At 64.2% G+C, this 23,787-nt stretch carries 19 protein-coding genes and 1 pseudogene; 11 read left to right on the top strand and 9 right to left on the bottom strand.

What is annotated here, in order from left to right; all coding sequences use genetic code 11:
• The first annotated feature begins 42 nt into the window (after positions 1-42).
• The gene (locus tag V1293_RS16535; RefSeq protein WP_334510960.1) at positions 43-654 is read left to right on the top strand and encodes a TetR/AcrR family transcriptional regulator; all 612 of its coding nucleotides are present in this window, start codon (positions 43-45) and stop codon (positions 652-654) included.
• A gap of 192 nt (positions 655-846) precedes the next feature.
• On the opposite strand, the gene V1293_RS16530 is transcribed toward V1293_RS16535, so the two are convergent.
• Positions 847-1,395 carry a cupin domain-containing protein gene (locus V1293_RS16530; protein WP_334355980.1) on the bottom strand — a complete coding sequence of 183 codons (549 nt, stop codon included), beginning with the start codon at positions 1,393-1,395 and terminating at the stop codon, positions 847-849.
• A gap of 152 nt (positions 1,396-1,547) precedes the next feature.
• On the opposite strand from V1293_RS16530, the gene V1293_RS16525 reads away from it, so the two are divergent.
• The 3 genes from V1293_RS16525 to V1293_RS16515 all read left to right on the top strand — a co-directional run bounded on the left by V1293_RS16525 (position 1,548) and on the right by V1293_RS16515 (position 5,385).
• Positions 1,548-2,876: an aspartate aminotransferase family protein gene (locus V1293_RS16525; protein WP_334510959.1), complete on the top strand. Its 1,329-nt coding sequence runs from the start codon at positions 1,548-1,550 to the stop codon at positions 2,874-2,876.
• A 63-nt stretch (positions 2,877-2,939) separates the two neighbouring features.
• Positions 2,940-4,205 (top strand): D-amino acid dehydrogenase, encoded by a 1,266-nt coding sequence (locus V1293_RS16520; RefSeq protein WP_334510958.1) that lies wholly within the window; start codon positions 2,940-2,942, stop codon positions 4,203-4,205.
• A gap of 61 nt (positions 4,206-4,266) precedes the next feature.
• Complete coding sequence (locus V1293_RS16515; RefSeq protein ID WP_334516748.1) at positions 4,267-5,385, top strand: D-alanine--D-alanine ligase family protein; 1,119 nt, start codon at positions 4,267-4,269, stop codon at positions 5,383-5,385.
• A gap of 173 nt (positions 5,386-5,558) precedes the next feature.
• On the opposite strand, the gene V1293_RS16510 is transcribed toward V1293_RS16515, so the two are convergent.
• From V1293_RS16510 to V1293_RS16500, 3 genes are all read right to left on the bottom strand, one after another.
• Positions 5,559-5,840 carry a hypothetical protein gene (locus V1293_RS16510; RefSeq protein WP_334510957.1) on the bottom strand — a complete coding sequence of 94 codons (282 nt, stop codon included), beginning with the start codon at positions 5,838-5,840 and terminating at the stop codon, positions 5,559-5,561.
• Positions 5,841-6,062: 222 nt separating this feature from the next.
• Entirely contained in the window at positions 6,063-8,360 is a 2,298-nt protein-coding gene (locus V1293_RS16505) for a molybdopterin guanine dinucleotide-containing S/N-oxide reductase (protein WP_334510956.1), read from the bottom strand.
• Positions 8,361-8,380: 20 nt separating this feature from the next.
• On the bottom strand, positions 8,381-9,064 hold the full coding sequence (locus V1293_RS16500; RefSeq protein ID WP_334510955.1) for a cupin domain-containing protein: 684 nt from the start codon (positions 9,062-9,064) through the stop codon (positions 8,381-8,383).
• A gap of 153 nt (positions 9,065-9,217) precedes the next feature.
• On the opposite strand from V1293_RS16500, the gene V1293_RS16495 reads away from it, so the two are divergent.
• The 5 genes from V1293_RS16495 (at position 9,218) to V1293_RS16475 (ending at position 14,124) form a co-directional block, all read left to right on the top strand.
• The gene (locus V1293_RS16495; RefSeq protein ID WP_334510954.1) at positions 9,218-9,988 is read left to right on the top strand and encodes an ABC transporter substrate-binding protein; all 771 of its coding nucleotides are present in this window, start codon (positions 9,218-9,220) and stop codon (positions 9,986-9,988) included.
• A 56-nt stretch (positions 9,989-10,044) separates the two neighbouring features.
• Positions 10,045-10,698: an amino acid ABC transporter permease gene (locus V1293_RS16490; protein ID WP_334510953.1), complete on the top strand. Its 654-nt coding sequence runs from the start codon at positions 10,045-10,047 to the stop codon at positions 10,696-10,698.
• Entirely contained in the window at positions 10,695-11,426 is a 732-nt protein-coding gene (locus V1293_RS16485; RefSeq protein ID WP_334510952.1) for an amino acid ABC transporter ATP-binding protein, read from the top strand. Before V1293_RS16490 ends, V1293_RS16485 begins: the two co-directional genes overlap by 4 nt.
• Positions 11,427-11,436: 10 nt before the next feature.
• The gene (locus V1293_RS16480; protein ID WP_334510951.1) at positions 11,437-12,729 is read left to right on the top strand and encodes an NAD(P)/FAD-dependent oxidoreductase; all 1,293 of its coding nucleotides are present in this window, start codon (positions 11,437-11,439) and stop codon (positions 12,727-12,729) included.
• Positions 12,730-12,831: 102 nt separating this feature from the next.
• Complete coding sequence (locus V1293_RS16475) at positions 12,832-14,124, top strand: DUF1236 domain-containing protein (protein ID WP_334510950.1); 1,293 nt, start codon at positions 12,832-12,834, stop codon at positions 14,122-14,124.
• Between the two features lie 172 nt (positions 14,125-14,296).
• On the opposite strand, the gene V1293_RS16470 is transcribed toward V1293_RS16475, so the two are convergent.
• A complete protein-coding gene (locus tag V1293_RS16470; protein WP_334510949.1) occupies positions 14,297-15,886 on the bottom strand; it encodes a gamma-glutamyltransferase in 1,590 nt (529 codons plus the stop codon).
• 207 nt (positions 15,887-16,093) lie between these two features.
• Here V1293_RS16470 and V1293_RS16465 point away from each other — a divergent pair, with 207 nt between their 5' ends.
• Positions 16,094-16,825 carry a gamma-glutamylcyclotransferase gene (locus V1293_RS16465; RefSeq protein WP_334510948.1) on the top strand — a complete coding sequence of 244 codons (732 nt, stop codon included), beginning with the start codon at positions 16,094-16,096 and terminating at the stop codon, positions 16,823-16,825.
• Positions 16,826-16,996: 171 nt separating this feature from the next.
• A complete protein-coding gene (locus V1293_RS16460) occupies positions 16,997-18,661 on the top strand; it encodes a flavin-containing monooxygenase (protein ID WP_334510947.1) in 1,665 nt (554 codons plus the stop codon).
• Positions 18,662-18,695: 34 nt separating this feature from the next.
• Here V1293_RS16460 and V1293_RS16455 read toward each other — a convergent pair whose 3' ends face one another.
• The 4 genes and pseudogenes from V1293_RS16455 to V1293_RS16440 form a co-directional block, all read right to left on the bottom strand.
• Positions 18,696-19,547: a phytanoyl-CoA dioxygenase family protein gene (locus V1293_RS16455; RefSeq protein ID WP_334510946.1), complete on the bottom strand. Its 852-nt coding sequence runs from the start codon at positions 19,545-19,547 to the stop codon at positions 18,696-18,698.
• Positions 19,548-19,627: 80 nt separating this feature from the next.
• Positions 19,628-20,128: an L-2-amino-thiazoline-4-carboxylic acid hydrolase gene (locus tag V1293_RS16450; RefSeq protein WP_334510945.1), complete on the bottom strand. Its 501-nt coding sequence runs from the start codon at positions 20,126-20,128 to the stop codon at positions 19,628-19,630.
• Between the two features lie 219 nt (positions 20,129-20,347).
• Positions 20,348-20,731 (bottom strand): nuclear transport factor 2 family protein, encoded by a 384-nt coding sequence (locus tag V1293_RS16445; protein WP_334510944.1) that lies wholly within the window; start codon positions 20,729-20,731, stop codon positions 20,348-20,350.
• Positions 20,732-20,977: 246 nt separating this feature from the next.
• Positions 20,978-23,657 (bottom strand): annotated as a pseudogene (locus tag V1293_RS16440) (flavin-containing monooxygenase).
• Positions 23,658-23,787: the final 130 nt, after the last annotated feature.

Genomic DNA, 23,787 nt, shown 5'->3' with positions numbered 1-23,787 from the left:
AAGCGTCATATTCTACAGTGGCGCGACTCAAGGGGAGTTCCGATGTCGTCCAATACTCGCGCCAAAATGGTGGCAGGCGCCGCCGATCTGATGAGCCGGCGTGGCGTCAATGCCACCAGCATGCGCGACGTCGTACGCCATACCGGCACCCCGCGCGGCTCGATCGGCCATCATTTTCCGCGTGGCAAGCAGCAACTGATCGAGGACGCGCTGGTCTTTGCCGGGGCGCAGGTCAGCGGACCGCTTAAGTCTCTGACGCAGCAGCATGGTGCGATCAGCGGGCTTCGCGCCTTCATCGCCTTGTGGCGGCAGACGCTGGAGCGATCGCAATTCCAGGCCGGCTGTCCGGTGCTCGCGGCCGCGGTCGAGCAGTATGTCAACGACGCGACGGAGAAGGACGGCGAACGGGATGAAGCGGCGCAACAGCGCCTGCTCGATCTGGCCGAGGGCGTGTTCGCCGACTGGCAAGGAATCATGATCGCGGCGATGCGGCGCGAACGCGTTACCGCCGCGCGCGCCCGGCGGCTTGCCGCACTCGTTATCGCGTCGCTGGAAGGCACGGTCGCCATGTGCCGGGCCGCACGCAGCGTGCAGCCGCTCGAGGATGTCAGGCAGGAGCTGGAGCTGGTGCTTTCGGGCGCGCTGGTGAAGTAGAGCGGCCGCGCTTGCTGTCGCCTTGCTCAAGAGCGATCAATGAAGGCCGTCTTGGCACCAACTCGTCATGCCCGGGCTTGTCCCGGGCATCCGCGGGCTTTGCTACATCGAAGCAAGAAAGACGTGGATGGCCGGGACAAGCCGGACAAGCCCGGCCATGACGGCTTGGGTGCTGCCGCGTCCGTCAGGCTTTCAAAACGTCGGCGGCGTGCAGGCCGAGATCACTTCGCACGCCTTGCCGCCGACGCAGCGGAAGCGGTGCGGTCTCCGGCTTTCGAAATAATAGGCGTCGCCCGGGTCGAGAATACGGCGCTCATCATCGACGGTCACCTCGAGCCGGCCCGAGACCACGATACCGCCTTCCTCGCCGTCATGGGTCAGCGGCACCCGGCCGGTGTCGCTGCCGGGCTCGTAGCGCTCTTTGAGGATTTGCAGGCTGCGGCCGAACATGGTGTCGCCGACCTGGCGATACGAAATCGGCTGCTTGCCGATCTCGGTCAGTTCGTCGGACCGGTAGAACGCCTTGCGCGGCCGCTCCGGCTCGATCGCGAAGAATTCGGCGAGCCCCATCGGCAGCCCGTCGAGGATGCGCTTGAGCGCACCGACGCTAGGGTTCATCTGGTTCGATTCGATCAGTGAGATCGTCGAATTGGTCACCCCGGAGCGTTTTGCCAGCTCGCGCTGCGACAGCTTGTGGCGCGCGCGAACGAAGCGGAGTCGCCCGCCGATATCGACACTCATCGAAAATCCCTGTTGCAAGTGTTTCGGATCGAACAAATATGCCCTGACGGGCCTAGTAAAATCAATGGGTTGCAGGAGCGAAGAAAAGGACTTGTTGTGGCTTCCCGAGCGTGGCCCGGTGGTACCTTGAGCTGCCAGCACAGGAGCTACCCGTGACCCTTCATCAGAAGCCGAACACCCTGCAAACCGATTCGTTCTGGATGCCGTTCACGGCCAACCGGCAGTTCAAGAAGGCGCCGCGCCTGTTCGCTTCCGCCGAGGGCATGCACTACACCACCGTCGACGGCCGCAAGGTGATCGACGGCTCGGCCGGCCTCTGGTGCGTCAATGCCGGCCATGGCCGCCGCCAGATCGCAACCGCCGTCGAACGGCAGTTGACGAACCTCGACTTCGCGCCCTCGTTCAACATGGGCCATCCGCTGGCGTTCGATTTCGCCGAGCGGCTCGCCGAGATCGCGCCCAAGGGGCTCGACCGCATCTTCTTCACCAATTCGGGTTCGGAGTCGGTCGATACCGCGCTGAAGATCGCGCTCGCCTATCAGCGCGCCATCGGACAGGGAACGCGGACGCGCCTGATCGGCCGCGAGCGCGGCTATCACGGCGTCGGTTTTGGCGGCATGTCGGTCGGCGGCATGGTGGCGAACCGCCGCGCGTTCGCGACCCATCTGCCCGGCGTCGACCACATCCGTCACACCCATGATCTCGCGCGCAATGCGTTTGCGAAGGATCAGCCGGACCACGGCGCCGAGCTCGCCGACGATCTCGAGCGGATGGTGGCGCTGCATGGCGCGGACACCATCGCCGCCGTCATCGTCGAGCCGGTGCCGGGATCGACCGCGGTGCTGCCGCCGCCGAAGGGTTACCTGAAGCGGCTGCGCGAAATCTCCGAGAAGCACGGCATCCTGCTGATCTTCGACGAGGTCATCACCGGCTTCGGCCGCCTCGGCGCGCCGTTCGCGGCGGATTATTTCGGCGTCACGCCGGACCTGATGACGACCGCCAAGGGCATCACCAACGGCACCGTTCCTTGCGGCGCGGTGTTCGCCAGCCGCAAGATCCACGACGGCCTGATGAACGGCCCCGAGGGCACCATCGAGCTGTTCCACGGCTACACTTATTCCGCGCATCCGGTCGCCTGCGCGGCGGGCCTGGCGACGCTCGACATCTACAAGGACGAGGGGCTGTTGACGCGCGGCGCGTCGATGGCCGAATACTGGCGCGATGCGCTGCATTCGCTGAAAGGCCTGCCCAACGTCGTCGACATCCGCAATGTCGGCCTGATGGGCGCGGTCGAAGTCGCGCCGCGTAGCGACGGCGTCGGCGCGCGCGGCTATGACGTCATGGTCGACTGCTTCAATCGCGGGCTCTACCTGCGCATGAGCGGCGATTCCTTTGCGTTGTCGCCGCCTTTGATCGTCGAGAAGAGCCACATCGACGACATCGTCTCGATCCTCGGCGACGCGATCAAGCGTGTGGCCTGATCCTTGCTCGCAGGGAAATAAAGCGGCGCGGCGTGCGACGCCGCGGTGGATGCGTGAGGGATCGTGAAAGTCATTACTCTCGGCAGTGGCGTCATCGGCGTCACGACAGCCTATTATCTGGCGCGCGCCGGCCACGAAGTTGTTGTCGTCGACCGTCAGTCTGAGCCCGCGCAGGAAACCTCTTTCGCCAATGCCGGCGAGGTCTCGCCCGGCTATTCCTCGCCCTGGGCGGGGCCGGGCGTGCCGGTGAAAGCCATCAAATGGCTGTTGATGCGGCATGGCCCGCTGGTGATCTGGCCCAAGCTCGATCCCGTCATGTGGATCTGGGGGCTGAAGATGCTGCGCAACTGCACGACAGAGCGCTACGCCGTCAACAAGCGCCGGATGATTCCGATCGCCGAATACAGCCGGGACTGCTTGCGCGCACTGCGCGCCGAGATCGGGATCAAATATGACGAGCGCAGCCGCGGCACGCTGCAGCTGTTCCGCAAGCAGAAGCAGCTCGACAGCACCGGCGACGATATCGCGGTGCTCGAGCAGTATGGCGTGCCTTACGAGGTGCTCGATCGCCAGGGCTGCATCGGTGCGGAGCCGGCGCTGGCGGCCGTGAAGGAAAGATTCGTCGGCGGCCTTCGGCTGCCGCAGGACGAGACCGGCGATTGCCACATGTTTACGCAGGCGCTCGCCAAGGAAGCAGCAAAGCTCGGCGTGCAGTTCAAGTTCAACACCGGTATCGAGCGGCTGGCCGCGGACGGCGACAAGATCACCGGCGTCGTCACCAGCGCCGGGACGTTGCAGGCCGACGCTTATGTCGCGGCACTCGGGAGCTGGTCGACGCGGCTACTTAAACCGATCGGCATTTCGGTTCCGGTCTATCCCGTAAAAGGCTATTCGATCACGGTGCCGGTCACCGATCCCGACAGTGCACCGGTATCGACCGTGATGGACGAGAGCTACAAGGTCGCGATCACGCGACTCGGAAATCGCATCCGCGTCGGCGGCACCGCGGAAATCTCGGGCTATTCCGATACGCTCGATGCGGCGCGGCGCGCGACGCTCGATCATTCGCTGACCGACATGTTTCCGCGCGGCGGGGACTTGAGCAAAGCCAGCTTCTGGTGCGGCCTGCGCCCGATGACCCCCGACGGGCCGCCGATCATCGGCGCCACGCGCTACAGCAATTTGCATCTCAACACCGGCCACGGCACGCTCGGCTGGACCATGGCCTGCGGTTCGGGGAGGGTGCTTGCGGATTTGATGTCGGGCCGGAAGCCGGATATCGACGTGAGCGAACTCACGGTGAGCCGCTACGATCACCGGTTCGGGTGATTTCATCAACCATTCCGGGACGCCACGGTCGATGAAGATGGGCAACTGAGGGTGGATGACGATGTCGGAGCGGCTTCCTAAGATCACCGTGGGACTATTGTTCGGGGGGCGTTCAGCGGAGCACGAGGTCTCAAGGGCGTCCGCGGCGAACGTGTTGCGAGCTCTCGACCCCGCCAAATACAATATCGTGTTGATTGGTCTGGCCAGGGACGGCCGCTGGTTGCTGTGCAACGCCGGAAACGGAGCCGGAACGGGCGCAGCGGCGATTACCATCTCGGAGGATGGCGTTCCGCTCGCCCTCGTGCCCGGCGGGAAAGGACAACTGTTGCGGTTCGCTGAGGGCGAGCAAAAGGGCGCCGCTCCCCATGTTGATGTCATCTTCCCGGTATTGCACGGGCCAAACGGTGAAGATGGAACGATCCAAGGCGCGCTTGAGCTCGCCGACGTGCCTTATGTCGGATCTTCGGTGATGGGATCCGCAGCCGCTATGGACAAGGACGTCGCAAAGCGACTGGCACGGGATGCTGGCCTTCCCGTCGTGCCTTTCGCTACGTTGACGGCTCAAACCCCTCTTGATTACGCGACTGTCGTTCGTGCGGTCGGTAGCTCAGACGTATTTGTCAAACCAGCTAATCTGGGATCGTCCGTAGGCATATCGCGCGCACGGTCTGCGGAGGAGTTCGCTCAGTCGTGCGCATTCGCTTTTCGGTTTGACTGCAAGATTCTTGCAGAACGATGCATCGATCACGCACGCGAGATTGAGTGCTCCGTACTCGAAGACGAGAAAGGCTATGTTCGCGCCTCGTCCCTCGGCGAAATCGTGCCAGCCGACAGGCATGGCTTTTATTCTTATGAAGCAAAATATACCGATTCAAAGGGAGCCAGACTCATCATTCCCGCAGATGTTCCGCCTGAACGCACGGAGTGCATCCAGCAGCTTGCCATCAAGACATTTCAGGTCCTTGGCTGCGGTGGTCTGGCTCGTGTCGACTTTTTCCTCAAAGGCGAAGAAATCTTCGTGAACGAAGTAAACACACTGCCCGGCTTTACTTCAATCAGCATGTATCCAAAGCTCTGGGAGGCGTCCGGAGTTTCACAATCCGATTTGATGGATATTCTGATCGCTCACGCACTCTCCCGGCACGCGCGGCGGCAACATCCGGTGGAGAGGGGCGCTTGAGCTGCCGAGCGATGAGCGTTCCCTAGTGAGCTCGTGGTGAGCCGGTACGATCACCGGTTCGGGTGAGGCCGTGCCCAGCCTCTCACCACGCGCGGGGAGAGAGGCACGAAGCGACGGGGTGAGGGAGGACTCTCCGCGCACCCATGCCTTACGCGAGACGCGCCGAGTTTCACTCAGTGCATGGCCTGCTCGTGGGCGCTTAGCGCCTTCTTCACCAGCTCCGGCAGGGTCCTGGCGTAGACCTCAATGAATGTGGCGTCGCCATTGGAGCGTGGTATGTGCGCGGCCTGCCCGGCGATGCGTGCGGCCTTGGCCTCGCACTTCGCGAACAGGTTCCAGAACCATTCCGGCTCTTTGTCCACCATCTCCTTGTGCAGCTTGATGACGGCGGCGCCTACCGCCGCCATGGCATTGACGGCGCCCGCACTCATGGCGCTTAAGGCAGCCGAGCTCATGATATCTTCTCGGGCTTCGGCGGCAGCGGCTCGTGCTTTCCCGTGCTTCCCTCGGTTCGGCATGCTCAGCTCCTGATGTACTCATGCCCGGGAAGCTTAGGCCGCAGGGATTGACGGCGTCTGAATCGACAAACCTAAGTTCGGATTTTCGATTTCATTCGGGTATGTCTAAATTCTTTCACGAAGTTCCCGGGTATGCGGAGTGTCGTCGTTGCCTCTGCATCACCCTTGATCCGGAGGATCGAAGGCGCGGATGGACGGCAGCGCTCCCTGATATTTCTCGCATTCGACCACCGTCACCTGACCGCAGCAACCTTGCGCTAATCGCGAGGTGCCGATGTCACGGGTGAGCACGTTCGGATTGCCGTGGACGCAGAGCGGATGTTCGGCCGCGCCGGCTTGCGGATCGTACCAGGCGCCGGTGGACAATTGCACCACGCCGGGCATGACGTCATCTGTGACCGCAGCGGCGGCCAGGCACGCGCCGCGATCGTTGAACAGGCGGACGATGTCGCCATCGGCGATGCCGCGGCGCGCGGCATCGACGGGGTTGAGACGGACGGCTTCGCGGCCGGCGATTTTCCTGGACTGGCTGTAGGCGCCGAAGTCGAGCTGGCTGTGCAGCCGGGTCGCCGGCTGGTTGGCGATCAGCGTCAGCGGATGGCGCGAATCCGGCGGCTCGGTCGACGGCAGCCATGCCGGGTGCGGCGGGCAATCGTCGTAACCGAAGCCTGCGATGGCTTTCGAATAGATCTCGATCTTGCCGCTTGGCGTCGGCAGCTTGTTCTTGACGGGATCGTTGCGGAAGGCGCGCAGGAAGCCGCCGTCATCGGGAGCGGACGGCAGCGCGAGTTCGCCGCGCTGCCAGAACTCGTCGAAGTCAGGCGCATCATGACCGGCATCGGCAAGCGCGCGCCGCGTCGGCTCGTAAAGATGGGCCAGCCATTGTCTGGTGTCGCGACCTTCCGTGAAGGCCTGTTCGACGCCCAACCGCCGCGACAGCGCGGCAAAAATATCGAAATCGTCGCGCGCTTCGCCGACGGGCTCCACAGCCCTGCGCATCGCGATCAGCCTTTGATCGGTGGCGGCGGCGCCGATGTCGTCGCGCTCCAGCGTCATGGTCGCCGGCAGCACGATGTCGGCAAACTTCGCCATCGGTGTCCAGGCACTCTCGTGCACGACGATGGTTTGCGGGACATTGAAGGCGCGCCGCATCCGATTGATATCCTGGTGATGATGGAAGGGGTTGCCGCCCGCCCAATAGACCAGCTTGATATCAGGATATCGCATCGAGCGGCCGTTGTATTCGAAGCTCTCGCCCGGATGCAGCAGCATGTCGGCGACGCGCGCGACCGGGATAAAATCGGCGGTGCCGTTCTTGCCTTGCGACAGCGTCGGAATCGGAACCGCGTTGAACCGGCGGCCGGTGTGGCCGAGCGCACCGAGCGCGTAATTATACCCGCCGCCGGGCAGGCCGATCTGGCCAAGCATGGCCGCGAGCACCGCGCCCATCCACACCGGCTGCTCACCATATTGCGCCCGCTGCAGCGAATGCGAGACCGTGATCAAGGTGCGCCCGCGCGGCAGCCGGCGGGCGAGGTCGACGATGGTGCCGGCCGCAATGCCGGTGATATCGGCAGCCCACGCCGCGTCCTTTGGCGTATTGTCGTCGCGACCGAGCAGATAGCGTTCAAAAATGTCGAAGCCGGTGCAATAGCGCTCGACAAAGGCGCTGTCCCACAGGTTTTCGACGCGCAGCGTATGCGCGAGCGCCAGCATCAGCGCCACGTCGGTGCCGACCTTGATCGGCAGCCACCGGGCGCCGGCTTCTCCCGGCATGTCGTCGCGCAACGGCGTGATGCCGTAGAATATCGCGCCGCGTCGCGCAGCCTTCTGCATCGCGTCGCGCTCGATATGCCGGCTGATGCCGCCGCTGGCGACATCGGAGTTTTTCAGCGCCATGCCGCCGAAGGCCAGCACCGTATCGGTATGTTCGGCGACCTGATCCCAGGTCACGTTTCGGCGTGAGACGTCTTCGTAGCTGCCGAGGACATGCGGCAGGATCACCGCTGAGGCGCCGGCGCTGTAGCTGTTCACCGAGCGCACATAGCCGCCGAACGCCGTGTTCAGGAAGCGATGAACCTGGCTCTGCGCGTGGTGGAAACGTCCGGCGCTGGACCAGCCATAGGAGCCGCCGAAGACCGCTGCGGCGCCAAATTCGCTTCGGATCCGCGATAATTCATTCGCAAGCAGATCGAGAACTTCGTCCCAGGGGCATGCGACGAATTTCTGGTCGAAGGTGCGCTCGCTGCGCGCGCTCTGGTCCAGCCATGCCTTGCGCACCATCGGCCGCAGGATGCGGGCCTTGTGGCGCATCGCCATGGTGAAGTTCTGCAGGATCGAGGAGGGCGCAGGATCCTCCTCGTAAGGCTTGATATCCAGCGTCGCGCCGTTCCATCGTGCCGAGAAGGCGCCCCAATGCGCGCTGTGCGGGCTCCAATCCTCCCGGGCTTGATCCATTCGTTGTTCCAGACCGTCGCTCATGACGCCGCCGTCACGCAATTCACCCACAGCACGACTGCTTTCGCATCTTCCGCCGGATTTGAAAAGCGGTGCGGCCGGCGGCTGGCGAAGCGAAAACTGTCCCCTCGCTTGAGCAACCAGGTCTCGGCGTCCACCGTAAGCGTCATCTCGCCTTCCAGCACCAGGCCGGCCTCTTCGCCGTCATGGGTGTAGAGCTCGTCGCCGGTATTGCCGCCGGGCTCCAGGTGCACGAGAAACAGGTTGAGGCGGTTCTCCGCTCCCGCCGGGCTCAGCAATTGTTTTGATATGCCGGTGCGCCACAGCTTTAGTTCGGCGCGCTGCAACTGGCGCGTCACCACGCCGCCGGAAGCGGCATCATCGCTGGGCCGGGAGCCGAACAGCGCAGCGATGCCGACGCCGAGCACGTCGGCGAGTGTGGCGAGCACGCGCAGCGAGGGCGATGACAGGCCACGCTCGATCTGGCTGAGGAAGCCGATCGACAGATCGGTCTTCGCCGCAATCATTTCCAGCGACAGTCTGTGTTCACGGCGCAGGTCGCGAATGCGCCGGCCGACCGCAAGGTCCATCGCCGGCTCGGCCGGCCTTACGGCGGCCTTCGCCTTCGGCCTGCGCGCCGCTTTTCCCGCGGCCCTTGCCTTGGCTTTGGGTGCCGCCTTCTTGATTCTCCTGCCACCGCTCACGTCAGCCTGCTTCCTTCATGTGCATGAAAATCGCTTGCAATGCCGCGGCAAGTGTGACCACAATTTCATAATGGTGAAAATAGGCCAGAACGGCGTTTCCCGCAACTCTTTGGTCTGACGCGGGCGGCGGTGTTCGATCCAGGAGGTGGTGCCATGGCTCTCAAACGTCTCGTCCAGGCCGCGATGGCGGCCGTTGTCGTCGCCGCTGGCGCAATGCCGGCATCCGCGCAGCAGGTGCTGAAAGTGGGCTCGACGCCAACCGGCGTTCCCTTCACCTTCCTCGACACCAGGACCAACAGCATCCAGGGCATCATGGTCGATCTCATCACCGAGATCGGCAAGGATGCCGGCTTCCAGGTCCAGATCGAGCCGATGCAATTCTCGACGCTGGTGCCGTCGCTGACCTCGAACAAGATCGACATCATCTCGGCCGCGATGTTCGCAACTGCCGCGCGGAAAGAGGTGATCGACTTCTCCGACGCCGTCTACACCTATGGCGAGGGGCTCGTGGTGCCAAAGACCGACGCCAGGAATTACGCTTCGCAGGAAGACCTCAAGGGCGAGGCCGTGGGCGCCCAGGTCGGAACGGCCTTCGTCGATGCGCTGAAGAAGACGGGGTTGTTCAGCGAGGTCAAGGTTTACGACACCATTCCCGACATCTTGCGCGATGTGAATGCGGGCCGCCTCAAGGCCGGCTTCGCCGACTATCCGATCCTCGCCTACAATCTCAAGCAGGGCAATTTCGCCGAGGTGCGCCTGGTCGACGCCTACAAGCCCGTCACGGTTGGCACCGTTGCGATCGGAATCCGCAAGAGCGACACCGAGTTGTTGGCCAAGATCAACACCTCGCTCGCCAAGCTCAAGTCAAACGGCACCATCGCCAGGATTCTCGAGAAATGGGGACAGAAGGCCGACGCGTCCTGACGTCTTGAAGCGCGCCGCAACATTCCCTTGGCAGGACGCAACCCTGATCTGAGCCGATGCAGAAGTTTTTCAGCGACGCCGTCGAGTTCTTCCCGATCCTGCTGCAGGGCGTCTGGCTGACGATCGTCGTCACGATCGGCTCGCTGGCGTTGTCGACCGTGCTCGGGCTTTTCTGGGCGCTGATGCGGGTATCCGGCATAGGCGTGCTCGCCGGCTTGAGTGCCGGCCTGATCAATGTGATCCGCGGCATCCCGATCATCGTGCTGCTGTTCTACCTGTATTTCGTGATGCCGGATTTCGGCATCGCGCTGACGGCGCTGCAGGCCTCGATCCTCGGGCTCGGTATCGCTTATTCCGCCTACCAGTCGGAAAATTTCCGCGCCGGCATCGAGGCGATCGACAAGGGACAGATCGAGGCGGCGCAGACCATCGGCATGGGCTGGTGGCTCACCATGCGCCGGGTGGTGCTGCCGCAGGCGGTGAAGATCGTGTTGCCGCCTTACGGCAACATCATGATCATGCTGCTGAAGGATTCTTCGCAGGCCTCGACGATCACCGTTGCCGAGCTCGCGCTGCAGGGCAAGCTGATCGCTTCCTCCACTTTCAAGAACACCAGCGTGTTCACCCTGGTGGCGCTGATGTATCTGACCATGAGCATTCCGCTCATCCTGCTGGTTCGGCATTTCGAGAAGAAGGCGAACCGGAAATGATCGAACTCGAGGACGTCCACAAGAGCTTTGGCAAGGTGGAGGTGCTCAAGGGAATCTCCGCGTCGATTGCGAAGAGCGAGGTCGTCTGCATCATCGGCCCCTCGGGCTCCGGCAAGTCGACCATTCTCCGCTGCATCAACGGGCTCGAAAGCTACGATCGCGGCGACATCCGCATTGAGGGCGCCCGGGTCGACCGCAACGCGCGCTCGATCGTCGCGATCCGGACGCAGGTGTCGATGGTGTTCCAGCGCTTCAACCTGTTCCCGCATCGGACCGCGCTCGAGAACGTCATCGAAGGCCCGCTCTATGTGAAGAAGGCGCCGCCGGCCGAGGCGCGGGAGCGCGGTCGCGCGTTGCTGGCCCAGGTCGGGCTCGCCGACAAGGCCGATGTCCATCCGCCGCAGCTCTCTGGCGGACAGCAGCAGCGCGTCGCGATTGCCCGTGCGCTCGCGATGCAGCCGAAGGCGATATTGTTCGACGAGCCGACCTCGGCGCTCGATCCCGAACTGGTCGGCGATGTGCTGGACGTGATGCGCAAGCTTGCCGACGACGGCATGACCATGGTCGTCGTCACCCACGAGATGGGATTTGCCAGGGATGTCGCCGACCGCGTGCTGTTCATCGACGGCGGCGTGATCGTCGAGCAGGGGCCGGCCAAGTCGGTCCTCAATGAACCGAAACATGCGCGCACGCAGGACTTTTTGCGGCGCGTGCTGCACCCGCTTTGAGTTTATCAGCATGAACACGCCTGCCCATCTGCCGCTGCCGCCAAGCCTCTACGCCGATACGGCGGTCGCGCCGACACCGGCGCCGCCGCTCGATGCGGACAAAAATGTTTCGGTCGCGATCATCGGTGGCGGCTTTACGGGACTATCCACTGCGCTGCATCTCGCCGAGCAGGGCGTGAGCGCAATCGTGCTGGAAGCGCAACAGCCGGGATGGGGCGCATCGGGCAACAATGGCGGTCAGGTCAATCCGGGCCTCAAGCATGATCCGGATCAGATCGAAGCCGATTTCGGCGCCGACCTCGGCGGGCGCATGATCGCGTTTTCATACGGCACCACCAATTACACGTTCGACCTGATCCGCCGCTACCAGATCCCCTGCGAGGCGCGGCAGAACGGCACGCTGCGTGCGGCCTACAATGAAGCGAGCGCGGCGGGAATCGAGAACACCGCCAGGCAGTGCATCCGCCGCGGCATGCCCGTGAGGCTCCTGAACCGCGAACAGATGCGGGAGATGACCGGCACCGATCGCTATCTCTGCGCCATGCTGGACAATCGCGGCGGCGACCTGCAGCCGCTGAGCTATGCGCGCGGCCTGGCGCGCGCCGCGATCGCGGCAGGAGCTGCCGTCCATGGCGAGACGCCGGCGCTCTCGCTATCTCGTGACGGCGCCGGCTGGCGCATCGAGACGCCGCGCGGAATCGTGCGCGCCGAAAAGGTGCTGCTGGCGACCAACGGCTTCACCGATGATTTGTGGCCGGGCCTGCGCCGCACCATAGTGCCGGTGTTCTCCTCGATCGCGGCCACCGCGCCCTTGTCCGAAGAAGTGGCACGCACGATCATGCCGACGCGCTCCGTTTTGTACGAGAGCGGCCACATCACCGTCTATTACCGCATCGATGCGCATAACCGCCTGCTAATGGGCGGCCGCGGGCCGATGCGCTGGATCAGCAAGCCCACCGACGTCGCCTATCTCATCCGCTATGCGGAGCGGCTATGGCCGAGTATCAAGGGCGCGACCTGGACGCACGGCTGGAACAGCCGGCTCGCGATCACGCCTGATCACTATCCGCATGTGCATGAGCCCGCGGAGAATCTTCTGATCTCGCTGGGCTGCAACGGCCGCGGTGTCGCGCTCTCGACCGCGATGGGCGGGCAGCTCGCGCGCCGCCTGATCGGCGGCAAGAATGCCGCGATCGACATGCCCGTTACGGTTATCAAGCCGATGCCGCTGCACGCGTTCTGGCCGATCGGCGTCACCGCCGCTGTCGTGGCGGGGCGAGTAAGGGACCGGCTCGGGATCTGACAGTTTCGTTGTCGAAATAGGCACAACACGGTCTATCCGCGTGGGGAACATCCATCACCGGTGCACGTTCGCTTGCGTAACGCCTTTGTGGAGGAGGTCAACATGCGCAAGCAACTGCTGTTATCGACTGGAATCGTTTGCCTGATGCTGGCACCGGCTGTTTCCTTCGGCCAGGCGCCTGGAGCAAGAGGCGAAGAGCAGAAACAGATGCGGCCAAGCGAGGCCGGCAAGGGTGCTGCATCGCAAGAACGCGGCGCCGAGCGGACGCAGGAACGCGCGCGAGGCGCGGAACAAAAGGCGCAGGGCGCGGCGGGCCGTGAGGAAAGGGGATCCGGTTCCCGTCAAACCGAGGAGAGGAGCAAGGCGGCGCCATCGGGCGAGCGTCCGGCGACCGCGAGCGATGAAAGCAAGCGCGGGCGCGGCGACGATGCAAAATCCAGGGAACGTGCGCAGGATTCCCGCCAGGGCGGCCGTGATGCGCAAACCGCTCGGGAAGGCAAAGACGCAAAGGACAGCACCAAGGGTCGCGCCGACATGGATCGCGATAATGCGGCCCGCGGCAAATCCAGCGCCGAGCAGGAAAAATCGAAGGCTGGAACCACGGCGGCTCAGAAGGAGCGCGAGGGAACGACCACGACGCAGAAAGAGCCGGGCCGCGATCAGCGCGATAGCTCGAAGGGTGCCGCCGAGCAGGGCAAGGATGCGAGCCGGCCGTCTACCGCGACGGACACCACGCGCACGCCGCCTTCCACCAATGCGCAGACCGCTCCGGGCGGCGCGACCACCCAAAGCCAGACGACGCAGAGCCAGACCGGCCAGCAGTCCAACATCTCGACGGACAAGCAGGTGCGGATTTCCCAGACCCTGACGCGCGAACGTCTGGCGCCGCCCGAGCGCAATCTCAACATCTCAATCCGGATCGGCGAAACGGTCCCGCAGAGTGTGCGGTTCCATCGGCTGCCGCCGGAAATCGTCTCGATCGAACCTGAGTATCGCGATTACGAGTACTTCACGACCGATGACGACATCGTCATCGTCGAGCCCCGCACCAAGCGGATCGTGAGCCAAGTCCCGCGTGATGCCTCCCGCATTCGCGCCGCCGGCGGCGAGAGTGGCACCACAAGCAGCTCTGGCGGTTATGCCAGCTCGGTCGCCGCCGCCGGTGGCGCCTCGCCATGCCGCATCATGCGGCGCGACACCGCGGGCAATGTCACCGAACTCACGCCGCAGACGGTCGGTGCGGCGGCGCAGCAGGAAGCCATCAGCGTCACGGTCCGTGTCCCCGGCGGAGCGACGACTGCGCCGATCTCGATGGGTGCGCCGGACGGGCAGATCGTGGTGTCCGGCCAGAGCGGCGCCGATTGCATGGTGACGATCGAACCGCCGGCTCGATAGGCAATCGCCTCAAGCCGCTTCTTTCGTCATGGCCGGGCATAGCCGTCCGAAGGACGGCGTCGCTTCCGCTCGCCTATGTCCCGGCCATCCACGCCTTTTCTTGCGTTGTTGAAGTAAAGACGTGGATGCCCGGCACAAGGCGGGCATGACGGGTTTCCAGAGAGCTCTTGTCTCATTCCGCCACCGCTTCGCTCCACGGCTGGAACGGCTCGGTCGCGCCGCTGTTGGTGTCGCCGCCGCGCAGCACGATGCTGGGGCAGGCGAATTTCATCGGCAGGGTCTGGATGCGGGCTTCTTCGTAGTCGAAGCGCGTGCGCAGGGCGTCGCGCGCGGCTTGCGGCAGGCGAACATCGCCGATCACGACGGCGCCTTCGCTGGCGTCGATGCGGGGCTGGTGGATCACTGCATCGAGGTCCATGCCGTAATCCATCACGAACGACAGAAGCTGACTCACCGCCGGCAGGATGCGTCGGCCGCCGGACGCGCCGATCGCAGCGCGGCGGCCATCGCCCGCCTGCGCCAGCACCGGCGTGTAATTGGTGAGGCAGCGCTTGCCCGGCGCCAGCGAGTTCGGCGCGCCCGGGCTCGGGTCGAACCACATGATACCGTTGTTCATGGTGATGCCGGTCTGGCTGGATACGAATTTGGAGCCGAAGGTCGACAGCAGCGTTTGCGTCACTGCGGCCATGTTGCCGTCGCGATCGACCGCCGAGAAATGCGTGGTGCAGGCCGGCGCCAGCGCTTCCGCGCCGAGCGAACGCCTGCCGTCTTCATCGCCCATGTCCTTCAACCGCTCGCGATAGGCCGCCTGCAGCGCCGATGCGTAAGCGACGTAGGCTGCCGCATCCGGTCCGCCGCGCGCGGGCTTGAGATCCTTCTGCAACAGACCGAGCGTGCGCGAAAGCGTTGGACCGGCGGTGAGTTCTGATGTCGCGAACACCTTGCCGCCGCGATAGGGAATCGCCAGCGGCTCACGCAGATGGGCGCGGAACGGCTTGAGGTCTTCGACCGACAGCGCGCCGCCGGCGGCCTGGATGTCGGCGGCGAGGCTGTTCGCCAGATCGCCTTCGTAGAAATCGCGCGGGCCGGCGATGGCGAGTTGCGCCATCGTGGCCTTGAGCCGGTCCTGCGGCATGCGGACATCCGCCTTGATGCCCCATTGCGGATTCGGCGGCAGGCCATCCTGCAGATAGGCGGCGGCGCTCGCGGGATAACGCCGCAGGTCCGCAGCCGCACTCGAAATCATCAGCGTGGTCCACCAGTCGACCGCGAGGCCTTTACCTGCGAGCTTGACGCTCGGCGCCAGCAATTCCTTCCACGGCAGTTTTGCGTGGCGGCGATGCGCTTCCTCCATGCCGGCTACCACGCCGGGCACGGCAATCGAGCCGGGGCCGTGAAGGTTGCGATCGTCCTTGACGCGCGGCCAGGGGAAAATATCCGACGCCGCGCCGCCGTCGGTCAGCGGATAATCCTCCAGCCGGAGGCTGACGGGGGCGCGCATGCCGTAGTCGATCACTTCGTAGCGATCTTCGCGCGCCCGGTAGAGCACCATCGCGCCGCCGCCGCCGAGCCCGCTCATCCAGGGCTCCAGCACGCCCAGCGCAAACGTGGTCGCGATCACGGCGTCGACGCAGTCGCCGCCCGCGGCCAGGACCTCGGCGCCGACTTGCGCAGCCTTGCTGGATTGTGCCGCGACGATGCCGCCTTTGGAGGTGATTGCGGGTTTGCGGATCGCTTGCGTGTTGGAGAACTGGTCGCGCATCGGGGTTCTGTACCTTGTGACGTTGCGGTGAGCGGTGGTCCGGCGGGCGTTTTCGTTAGCTAAATTTCATTACACCCCAAAAATCTTGGGCCAGCCATGACAGATTAACGTGCAGCCAGTCCGCATCGGTTGGATTCGGGGCTGGCGGCCGGGCCGCCAACAATGGCACATTCCGGAGCATCGCCCTCTGCAAAAGGAGCATGCGGCTTGACTGCGGACGCATTCATTCACCTGCCCGAGCTTCGAAGCCGGGTAACGCACCCGGAAAAATCGCGCCTGCGGCTGACGCCGGAGATGTTTGCGATGTGGGAGCAGCGTGTGCGGGAAGCGGGATGGCCCGCGGACTGGCGGCTGTCGGACGAGGTGATCGAGGCGTCGCGGCTTGCGGTGCTTGGCGATCACAAGGCGGGCTGCGACCTCTGGATCTATTGCTACGGCTCGCTGATGTGGGACCCCGGATTTCATTTCGCCGAAGTCCGGCTCGCCGACGTCGAGGGCTATCAGCGCCGCTTCACGCTGAAGATCAATCTCGGCCGGGGCTCGCGCGATTTTCCGGCGCTGATGCTTTCGCTGGAATCGGGAGAGGGGTGTTGCCGCGGGCTGGCGTTCCGCGTCGCGGCCGCCTCCGTCCATACAGAGACCGCGATCCTGTGGCGTCGCGAGATGCTGCGCGGCGGCTATGCGCCCGCGGTGGTACCGATGACGACGCCGCAGGGGCCGATCGAGGCGCTTGCCTTTGTCTCGAACCCTTCGCACCCGAGCTATGTCGGCGAACTGCCGTTTGCGGAGACCGCAGCGATGATCGCGAGCGGGAAGGGCATTCTCGGCACCAACAGGGAATACCTCGTGCAACTGGCGACGCAACTCGACGCGCTGGGAATCGAGGACCCCTATGTCGCGCAGCTCCACGCCGAGATCGGCGCCACGCCGGGAATGTGACGCAGCCGGCCGGGAGGCGACACCGCGCTCCGCTTTTCAAACAATGTTTGAGCGGGCCGTTTTCGCAAAGCAACCCGGCATCCTGACGCAAGTGCACGACGCGAATTATTGAGTATAGTCCACCCTGACTGCGCCAGGATCGTCCAAGAAACAACAACGGGGAAGCCGCGCATGACCGGGGACATCAAGCCGCATTACGAGGTCGTCGTCGTTGGCGCGGGCGTGTCAGGCATTTACCAGATCAAGCGGCTGGCCGATCTCGGGGTGGATGCACTGGTGCTGGATGCCGCCCCCGATCTCGGTGGAACCTGGTACTGGAACCGCTACCCGGGCGCGCGTTTTGATTCCGAGAGCTACACCTATGGCTATTCTTTCTCCAAGGAGCTGCTCAACGAGTGGCACTGGAAGGAGCGGTTTTCGGCGCAGCCGGAGAACCTCCGCTACCTCAACTACGTCGCCGACAAATTCGATCTGCGCAAATACATGCGCTTCAATCGCAAGGTGGCGGCGGCGGTCTTCGACGAGGCCAATCATCTGTGGCGGCTCAGGCTCGACGACGGAAGCGAACTGACCTGCCGGTTCGTCATTCTTGCGGTCGGGTTGCTGGCGATACCGACGCTGCCGCGGCTGGACGGCATGGAGACGTTCAAGGGGCGTGCGTTCCATACGTTTCACTGGCCGCATGAGCCGGTCGAACTGGCCGGCAAGCGGGTCGGCATCATCGGCACCGGTGCGACCGCAATCCAGGTGATCGGCGAGATCGCGGACAAGGTCGGCGAGTTGACCGTGTTTCAGCGGCGTCCGAACTGGAGCGCGCCGCTCAACAACAGCCCGATCTCCGACGCTGACATGGCCGACATTCGCGCGCGCTATGACGAGATTTTCGCGGCCTGCAAGCGCACGCCCGGCGGCTTCGAGCACGAGCCGGACCGGCGCGGCTTCTATGAGGCCACGCGCGAGGAACGGCTGGCGCTGTGGGACAAGCTCTATGACGAGCCCGGCTTCGGCATCTGGCTGAGCAATTTCCGCGAGATTTTTACCGATGAGACGGTCAACGCCGAGTTTTCCGCCTATATCGCCGACCGCATCCGCCGCCGCGTCAAGGACCCGGTGACGGCGGAGAAGTTGATTCCCAGGGATCACGGTTTTGGCGTGCAGCGGGTGCCGCTGGAGACCAATTATTTCGAGGCCTATAACCGCGACAATGTGCATCTCGTCGACATCAGTGAGACCCCGATCGAGCGGGTGACCGCTACCGGCCTGCGCACCAATGCGCGCGACTACGAGCTCGATATACTGGTCTATTCCACCGGCTTCGATGCCATCACCGGCTCATTCGATGCGATCGACATCACCGGCGTGGGCGGGGTCAAACTGGCCGACCAATGGCGCGACGGCCCTTCGACCTTTCTCGGCATGATGGCGCATGGTTTTCCGAACCTGTTGATGCCGACCGGGCCGCAAAGCGGTTCGGCCTCGACGAATTTTCCGCGCGGTATCGAGAACGGCGTCGGCTGGTGCATGGGCCTGCTCGAGCACATCTGGCGCCGCGGCTACACGCGTGCCGAGCCGACGGCCGAAGCGCAGGCGCGCTGGACCGCGCATGTGACGAAGATGTACGCCATCATGCTGATGCGCAAAGCCAAGTCATGGTTCACCGGCTACAATTCCAACATCCCCGGCCACGAACACGGCAAGACGCGATATCTCGTTTATAATGGCGGCACGCCGAAATATGTCGCGGCCATCACCGACGTTGCCGAGAGGGGCTATGACGGCATCGTGTTCGATGCGGAGGCGCGGGTTTCGGTGAGGTCTGCGACCGCCGCAGAGTAAGGCGTGCGTAGAACCTGCGGCGCTCTTGCACCAGTCAGTGCGTGCGCAGCAGGCGCCTGGGATGAACGCCGTCGACATAACCCATGAATGGCGGATGGATCGAGTAGCCGATCAGTTCGCGTGCGCGCTCCGGCAATTGGCTCGCCACGTTGGCGGGGACGGCGAGCGCCATGTTCTCGAGTTGCCGTACCCAGCCCACGCAATATTGCGGCGTGACGATCAGGCGCGGCCGGTCTGACCGGTTGGCGCCGCCGCGGTGCCACAGCGTTCCCTTGGTGATCGCCAGCGATCCCGACGGCATGGTCAGCTTGACGGCGTCCGGCCTGTTGCCTTCATCGTGAGCGGCTTCGTTGGTGAAGTGGGCGGGCTGCACCGCGCCCTCGATATACTCCCCGTCCCACAGATGGCTTCCCGGAATGATTTCGGTGGCGCCGTTCTGCTCGGTGGTGTCGTCGATCGCCCAGAACGTAGAGATGCCAAGGGCAGGGCGGGGCCGCGGAATCTTGGCGCCGCTGTCGTCAAAATGCCAGGGCTGCACGGTCTCGCCGGGATGGAGATTGATCGCGAGCATGGCGGACAGCAGGCAGCTCTCGCCGAGTTCAGCTTCGACAAAGGCCATGGCGAGCGGATGGATCGCGAGCTCGGCAAAGACCGGCGATTTCGCCAACAGGGCGTACACCCGGTTGGTTTTGGTGCCTTCAAAATCGTTGCGGCCGAGCAGATCGCGCGCCAGATGCGGCGCCAGCGCCGCGCGGATTTCGGCCACGCGATCGGGCAGAAGAACGCGTTCGAAGATCAGGTAACCGCTGCGGTCGAACTCTTCCTTCAACGAGACGAATGATCGCCCCTTGAGCCAGGGTGATGCTTGCTCCGCTGTCGCTGCCATCGGCGCTCTCCCTTGCGAGCCCGGTCAAGCCAGGCCTCTTGCGCCATCATACGCGATTGAGAGCGTTTTTCACGAGGCAATTACGCCCGCGGCGCGAACCTGTAGCGGAACGTGCAGCTCGGCGCGCCCTGCATCAGGGTCTGGTCGCGCGTGAGGCCGACCGCGCTGCCGCCGGCCGCAACGATATCGAAATCGGTGGCGCAGACCAGCAGCGCGCCGAGTTCCGGCTCGCCGAGCGCGCGAAAGAATTCCGCGAAGCGGCAATGCGTCACGTCGAATTCCAGCGCGTGCCTGTCGTGACGGCGCATATCCACCGTCACTTCCCGTTCGGTAACTTCGGCAAGCGCCGTGTGCAGCGTCGCCCATTTGCGCCGCGGGCTACCATCTACGCTCTCACCCACGGCGGCGAACAGTTGCTTCGACCAGTTGCGGAGCGCGTCCTTTACGATTGCGTCAGCCCTTTCCTTGCCCAGTTCAGCGCGCAAGGCCCGGAGCACCGGCACCAGCACCTGGGCCTGGATCCGCGTCTTGTCCAAGAGCGACAGGCGCGGATCGACCATGTAATCGTCGAGTACGTTCATCGCGGTCCTCTTTCCATGTTGTGACGCACGGTCCTCTTCAACCTCGCCCCGCTTGCGCTGAGAGGTCGGATTGCGGAGCAATCCGGGTGAGGGGGTACAGGTCTCACGTCGTTCAGAGCTCGCGGAGGGCGCCCCTCACCCCAACCCTCTAAGAGCGAGCTTCGCTCGTCTCGACCCCGCAAGGGGCGGGGAGAGGGAGTGGAGAGAGCCTGCGGACAATCACCCCCGCAGGTCGGTCATGAAGACCTTTTGCGCGATCTGCCAGCGGCCATCGATCTTCAACAGCGAGAGCTGGTCGGTGAAGAAGCGCGGCGGAATCGCGCATTTGAGCTTGACGTAGGCCATCGTCGGACCGACGAGATCGATCGACAGCACCTGGTCGTGGCGCGGCAGGCCCCGTTGCTTCGGCGATGGTCTGTTCCGGACGTTGTTCAGCCAGACGTCGCGGGGCGTGATCGCCAGTTCGCCCGCCTCCGAGATGCTGGTCAGCGCGCTGGTCGGATGAAACGCGCTGGCAATCTTGCCAGCGTCGCCCTCGTGGAGACCGTCGAGGTAGGATTGGATCACGCTTTCGATGGCTTTTGTATCGTCTGTGCCGGTCATGAGATCTGAACTTCCGATTGTTTAGATTGATGGGAGTCTGGAGCGATCTGGCAGGGAGCCAGAATTTTGCTGAAGTCACGGCGATAATAAGCGAAATTCAGTGAGCGGTTGACGTAGAAAATCTATTGCATGACAGTCTGCCGGTTCCCTGCAAAACGCCTGCGGTGGGCAACGCAAGCGCCCGTCGTAAGCCGTCAGACCGTCAGGCCGCGCAGATAATCGCGCGGCCATCCTTGCCTTGCGCGCTTACCCCGCAGCAGCGTTGACCGCGATCGGCGAGGCTTCCTCGCCACTCGCTTCCAACTTCCGGGGCAGTCCCGCAAAACCGCGCAGCGCTTCCGCCATCTTTGCGCGTCCGCTGACGCCGGTGACCACAACGTCCACCATCATCAGGGATGTATGGATGTGGCCACGCGCCTGCAATTGCTCGACCGGGACACCGGCGGCAGCCATCGCCTCGGCATATTCGATGCCGTCGTCACGCAGCGGATCGAACTCGCAGGTGGCCACGAATGCCGGGGGCAGGCCGGCCAGATTGCCGCGCAGTGGCGATACGCGCGGATCGGTGCGGTCGGCGGGGCGAACAATAGATGTCCCAGAACCAGAACATCAGCGATCGCGTCAGGAAATAGCCGATCGCATTGTCGGCGTAGGACGGGCGGTCGAACCTGCAATCGGTGACCGGGCATATCAGGAGCTGGCCCGCGATCTGCGGGCCGCCGCGGTCGCGCGCGAGCTGGCAGGTCACGGCGGCGATGTTGGCGCCCGCGCTCCAGCCCGCGACCAGCACCGGTCCCGGTTTGCCGCCGAGTTCGGCCGCATGTTCCGCGATCCAGCGCGTCGCCGCATAGCCATCCTCGGCCGCCGCCGGGAAGCGATGCTCGGGCGCATGGCGGTACCCGACGCTGACCACGATCATGCCGCTGCGGCGGCAGATGTCGCGGCAGAACGGATCGTCGGACTGCTCGTCGCCGAGCACCCAGCCGCCGCCGTGGAAATAGACCACGATCGGATGCGGCCCCGGCGTTGCCGGCCGATAGAGACAGTAGGACAGCAGACCATCGGCGCCGTGCAGGACGCCGTCGCCGACCTCGCCAACCGGCCTTCCTGCAGGACGACCCTTGTTGAATTCGGTGAGGAAGTCGCGCGCGCCTTGGGCGCCAAGCTGTTCGATTTGCGGCAGGTTCATCTCCGCCAGCATGCCCAGCACCAGCCGCACGTCCGGCTGCAGGCGAACCACCTCGCCGTCGTTGCATTGCTCGGCAACATCAGGGCCTGATAGCTTGAAACCCAGCATGCCGCGGCCGACAACCTCGTTGCAGATGCTGCGGTAGGGGCCGACGCCACCGGTATAGGGCATCACGCCCTGCGCCTTGCCGGGAACGTTGGCGCCCGTGTACCAGGTATTGGCCAGCCGATGCAGCGTCATCATCGAGCAATCGGCCATGTGCTGCGCCCAGCCGGCCTGCGCCGTCTCGGTCGCGTCGATGGTCGTGAAGCCGGCCTCGCGCATCGCAGCCAGCCGGTCGACCACCCAGTCGACATGCTGCTCGATCGACACCGCCATGTTCGACAGCACCGACGGACTGCCCGGGCCCGTGATCAGGAACAGATTGGGGAAGCCTGCGACGGTGAGCCCGAGATAGGTCTGCGGGCCGTTGGCCCAGACATCCGACAGCGATTTGCCGTCGCGGCCCGTGATCGGATGCACCGCCTTGATCGCGCCGGTCATGGCGTCAAAACCGGTGGCGAACACGATGACGTCGACGTCGAAATTGCGCTTGTCGGTTTTGATGCCGGAGGCCGTGATCGCTGTGATCGGCTCCTGCCGCAGGTTAACCAGCGTGACGTTGGGGCGGTTGTAGGTGGCGTAATAGTTGGTATCGAGGCAGGGACGCTTGGCGCCGAACGGATGGTCGTGCGGGGTCAGGGCTTCGGCTATCTCAGGGTCCTTGACGATGTCGCGGATCTTCTCTCGGATCAGATCGGCGAGCAGCGTGTTGCCGTCGACGTCGACGCCCTGATCGGCCCAGAGCTGGGTCAGGATGTAGACGAGATCGCCGGTGGCCCACGCCTGCTCGAAGCGTTCGCGCCGTTCGGCATCGCTCAATTGCCAGCTCACCGCCATCTGTTGCGGATAGGGGACGCCCGCGAGCGACCGGCGCGCCTGCTCGCGGTAAGTAGCGCGATCGCCTTCCAGCATGGCGCGGCGGTCCGCCGGCGCCGGACCATTGTGGGCGGGCAAAGCGAAGTTCGGCGTGCGCTGGAAGACGGTGAGATGCGCCGCCTGCTCCGCGAGCAGCGGGATCGACTGGATGCCCGATGATCCCGTGCCGATGACGGCGATGCGCTTGCCGGCGAGCTTGACCTCGTCATGCGGCCAGCGGCCGGTGAAATAGATCTCGCCCTTGAAATCCTTGACGCCATCGATCTCCGGGGGCTTTGGCGCAGAGAGGCAGCCGGTCGCCATGATGTAGTGGCGGCAGGAAACCCCAGCGCCATTGTCTGTCGTGAGCCGCCAGCGCTCCGCCGTCTGGTCCCAATTCGCCGCCGTGACTTTTGTGCGAAAGCGGATGTCGCGGCGCAGTTCGTAGCGGTCGGCGACGAAGCCGAGATAGCGCAGGATTTCCGGTTGCGTTGCGTATTTCTCCGACCATTGCCACGCGCTCTCCAGTTCGGGATCGAACGTGTAGCTGTAGTCGATGGTCTGGATGTCGCAGCGTGCGCCGGGATAGCGGTTCCAGTACCAGGTACCACCGACGTCGCCGGCCTCCTCGATCACCACCGCCGTGAAGCCGGCCTTGCGCAGGCGATGCAGGAGATAGAGGCCGGCAAACCCGGCGCCGACCACGGCGACATCGACCTGCTGCGTCGTGCCGCTGTCGGTTGATTCAGAAGAACGAGCTGCGACCGCTGCGTCTGGCATGCTATTCCTCCCGTGCGTTTTATATTTTGGGACAGGCTACTGCCGCGGATTCAGTTTGTCATCAGGGCAATTCAATCAGGACAATTCAATCACTGGATGTTCATTGCGGACGCGCCCAGCCAGGCTAACG

It is taken from the genome of Bradyrhizobium sp. AZCC 1693 (assembly GCF_036924745.1).
In the GTDB taxonomy this organism is placed as follows: Bacteria; Pseudomonadota; Alphaproteobacteria; order Rhizobiales; family Xanthobacteraceae; genus Bradyrhizobium.
This window is presented reverse-complemented; position numbering and strand designations above follow the sequence as displayed.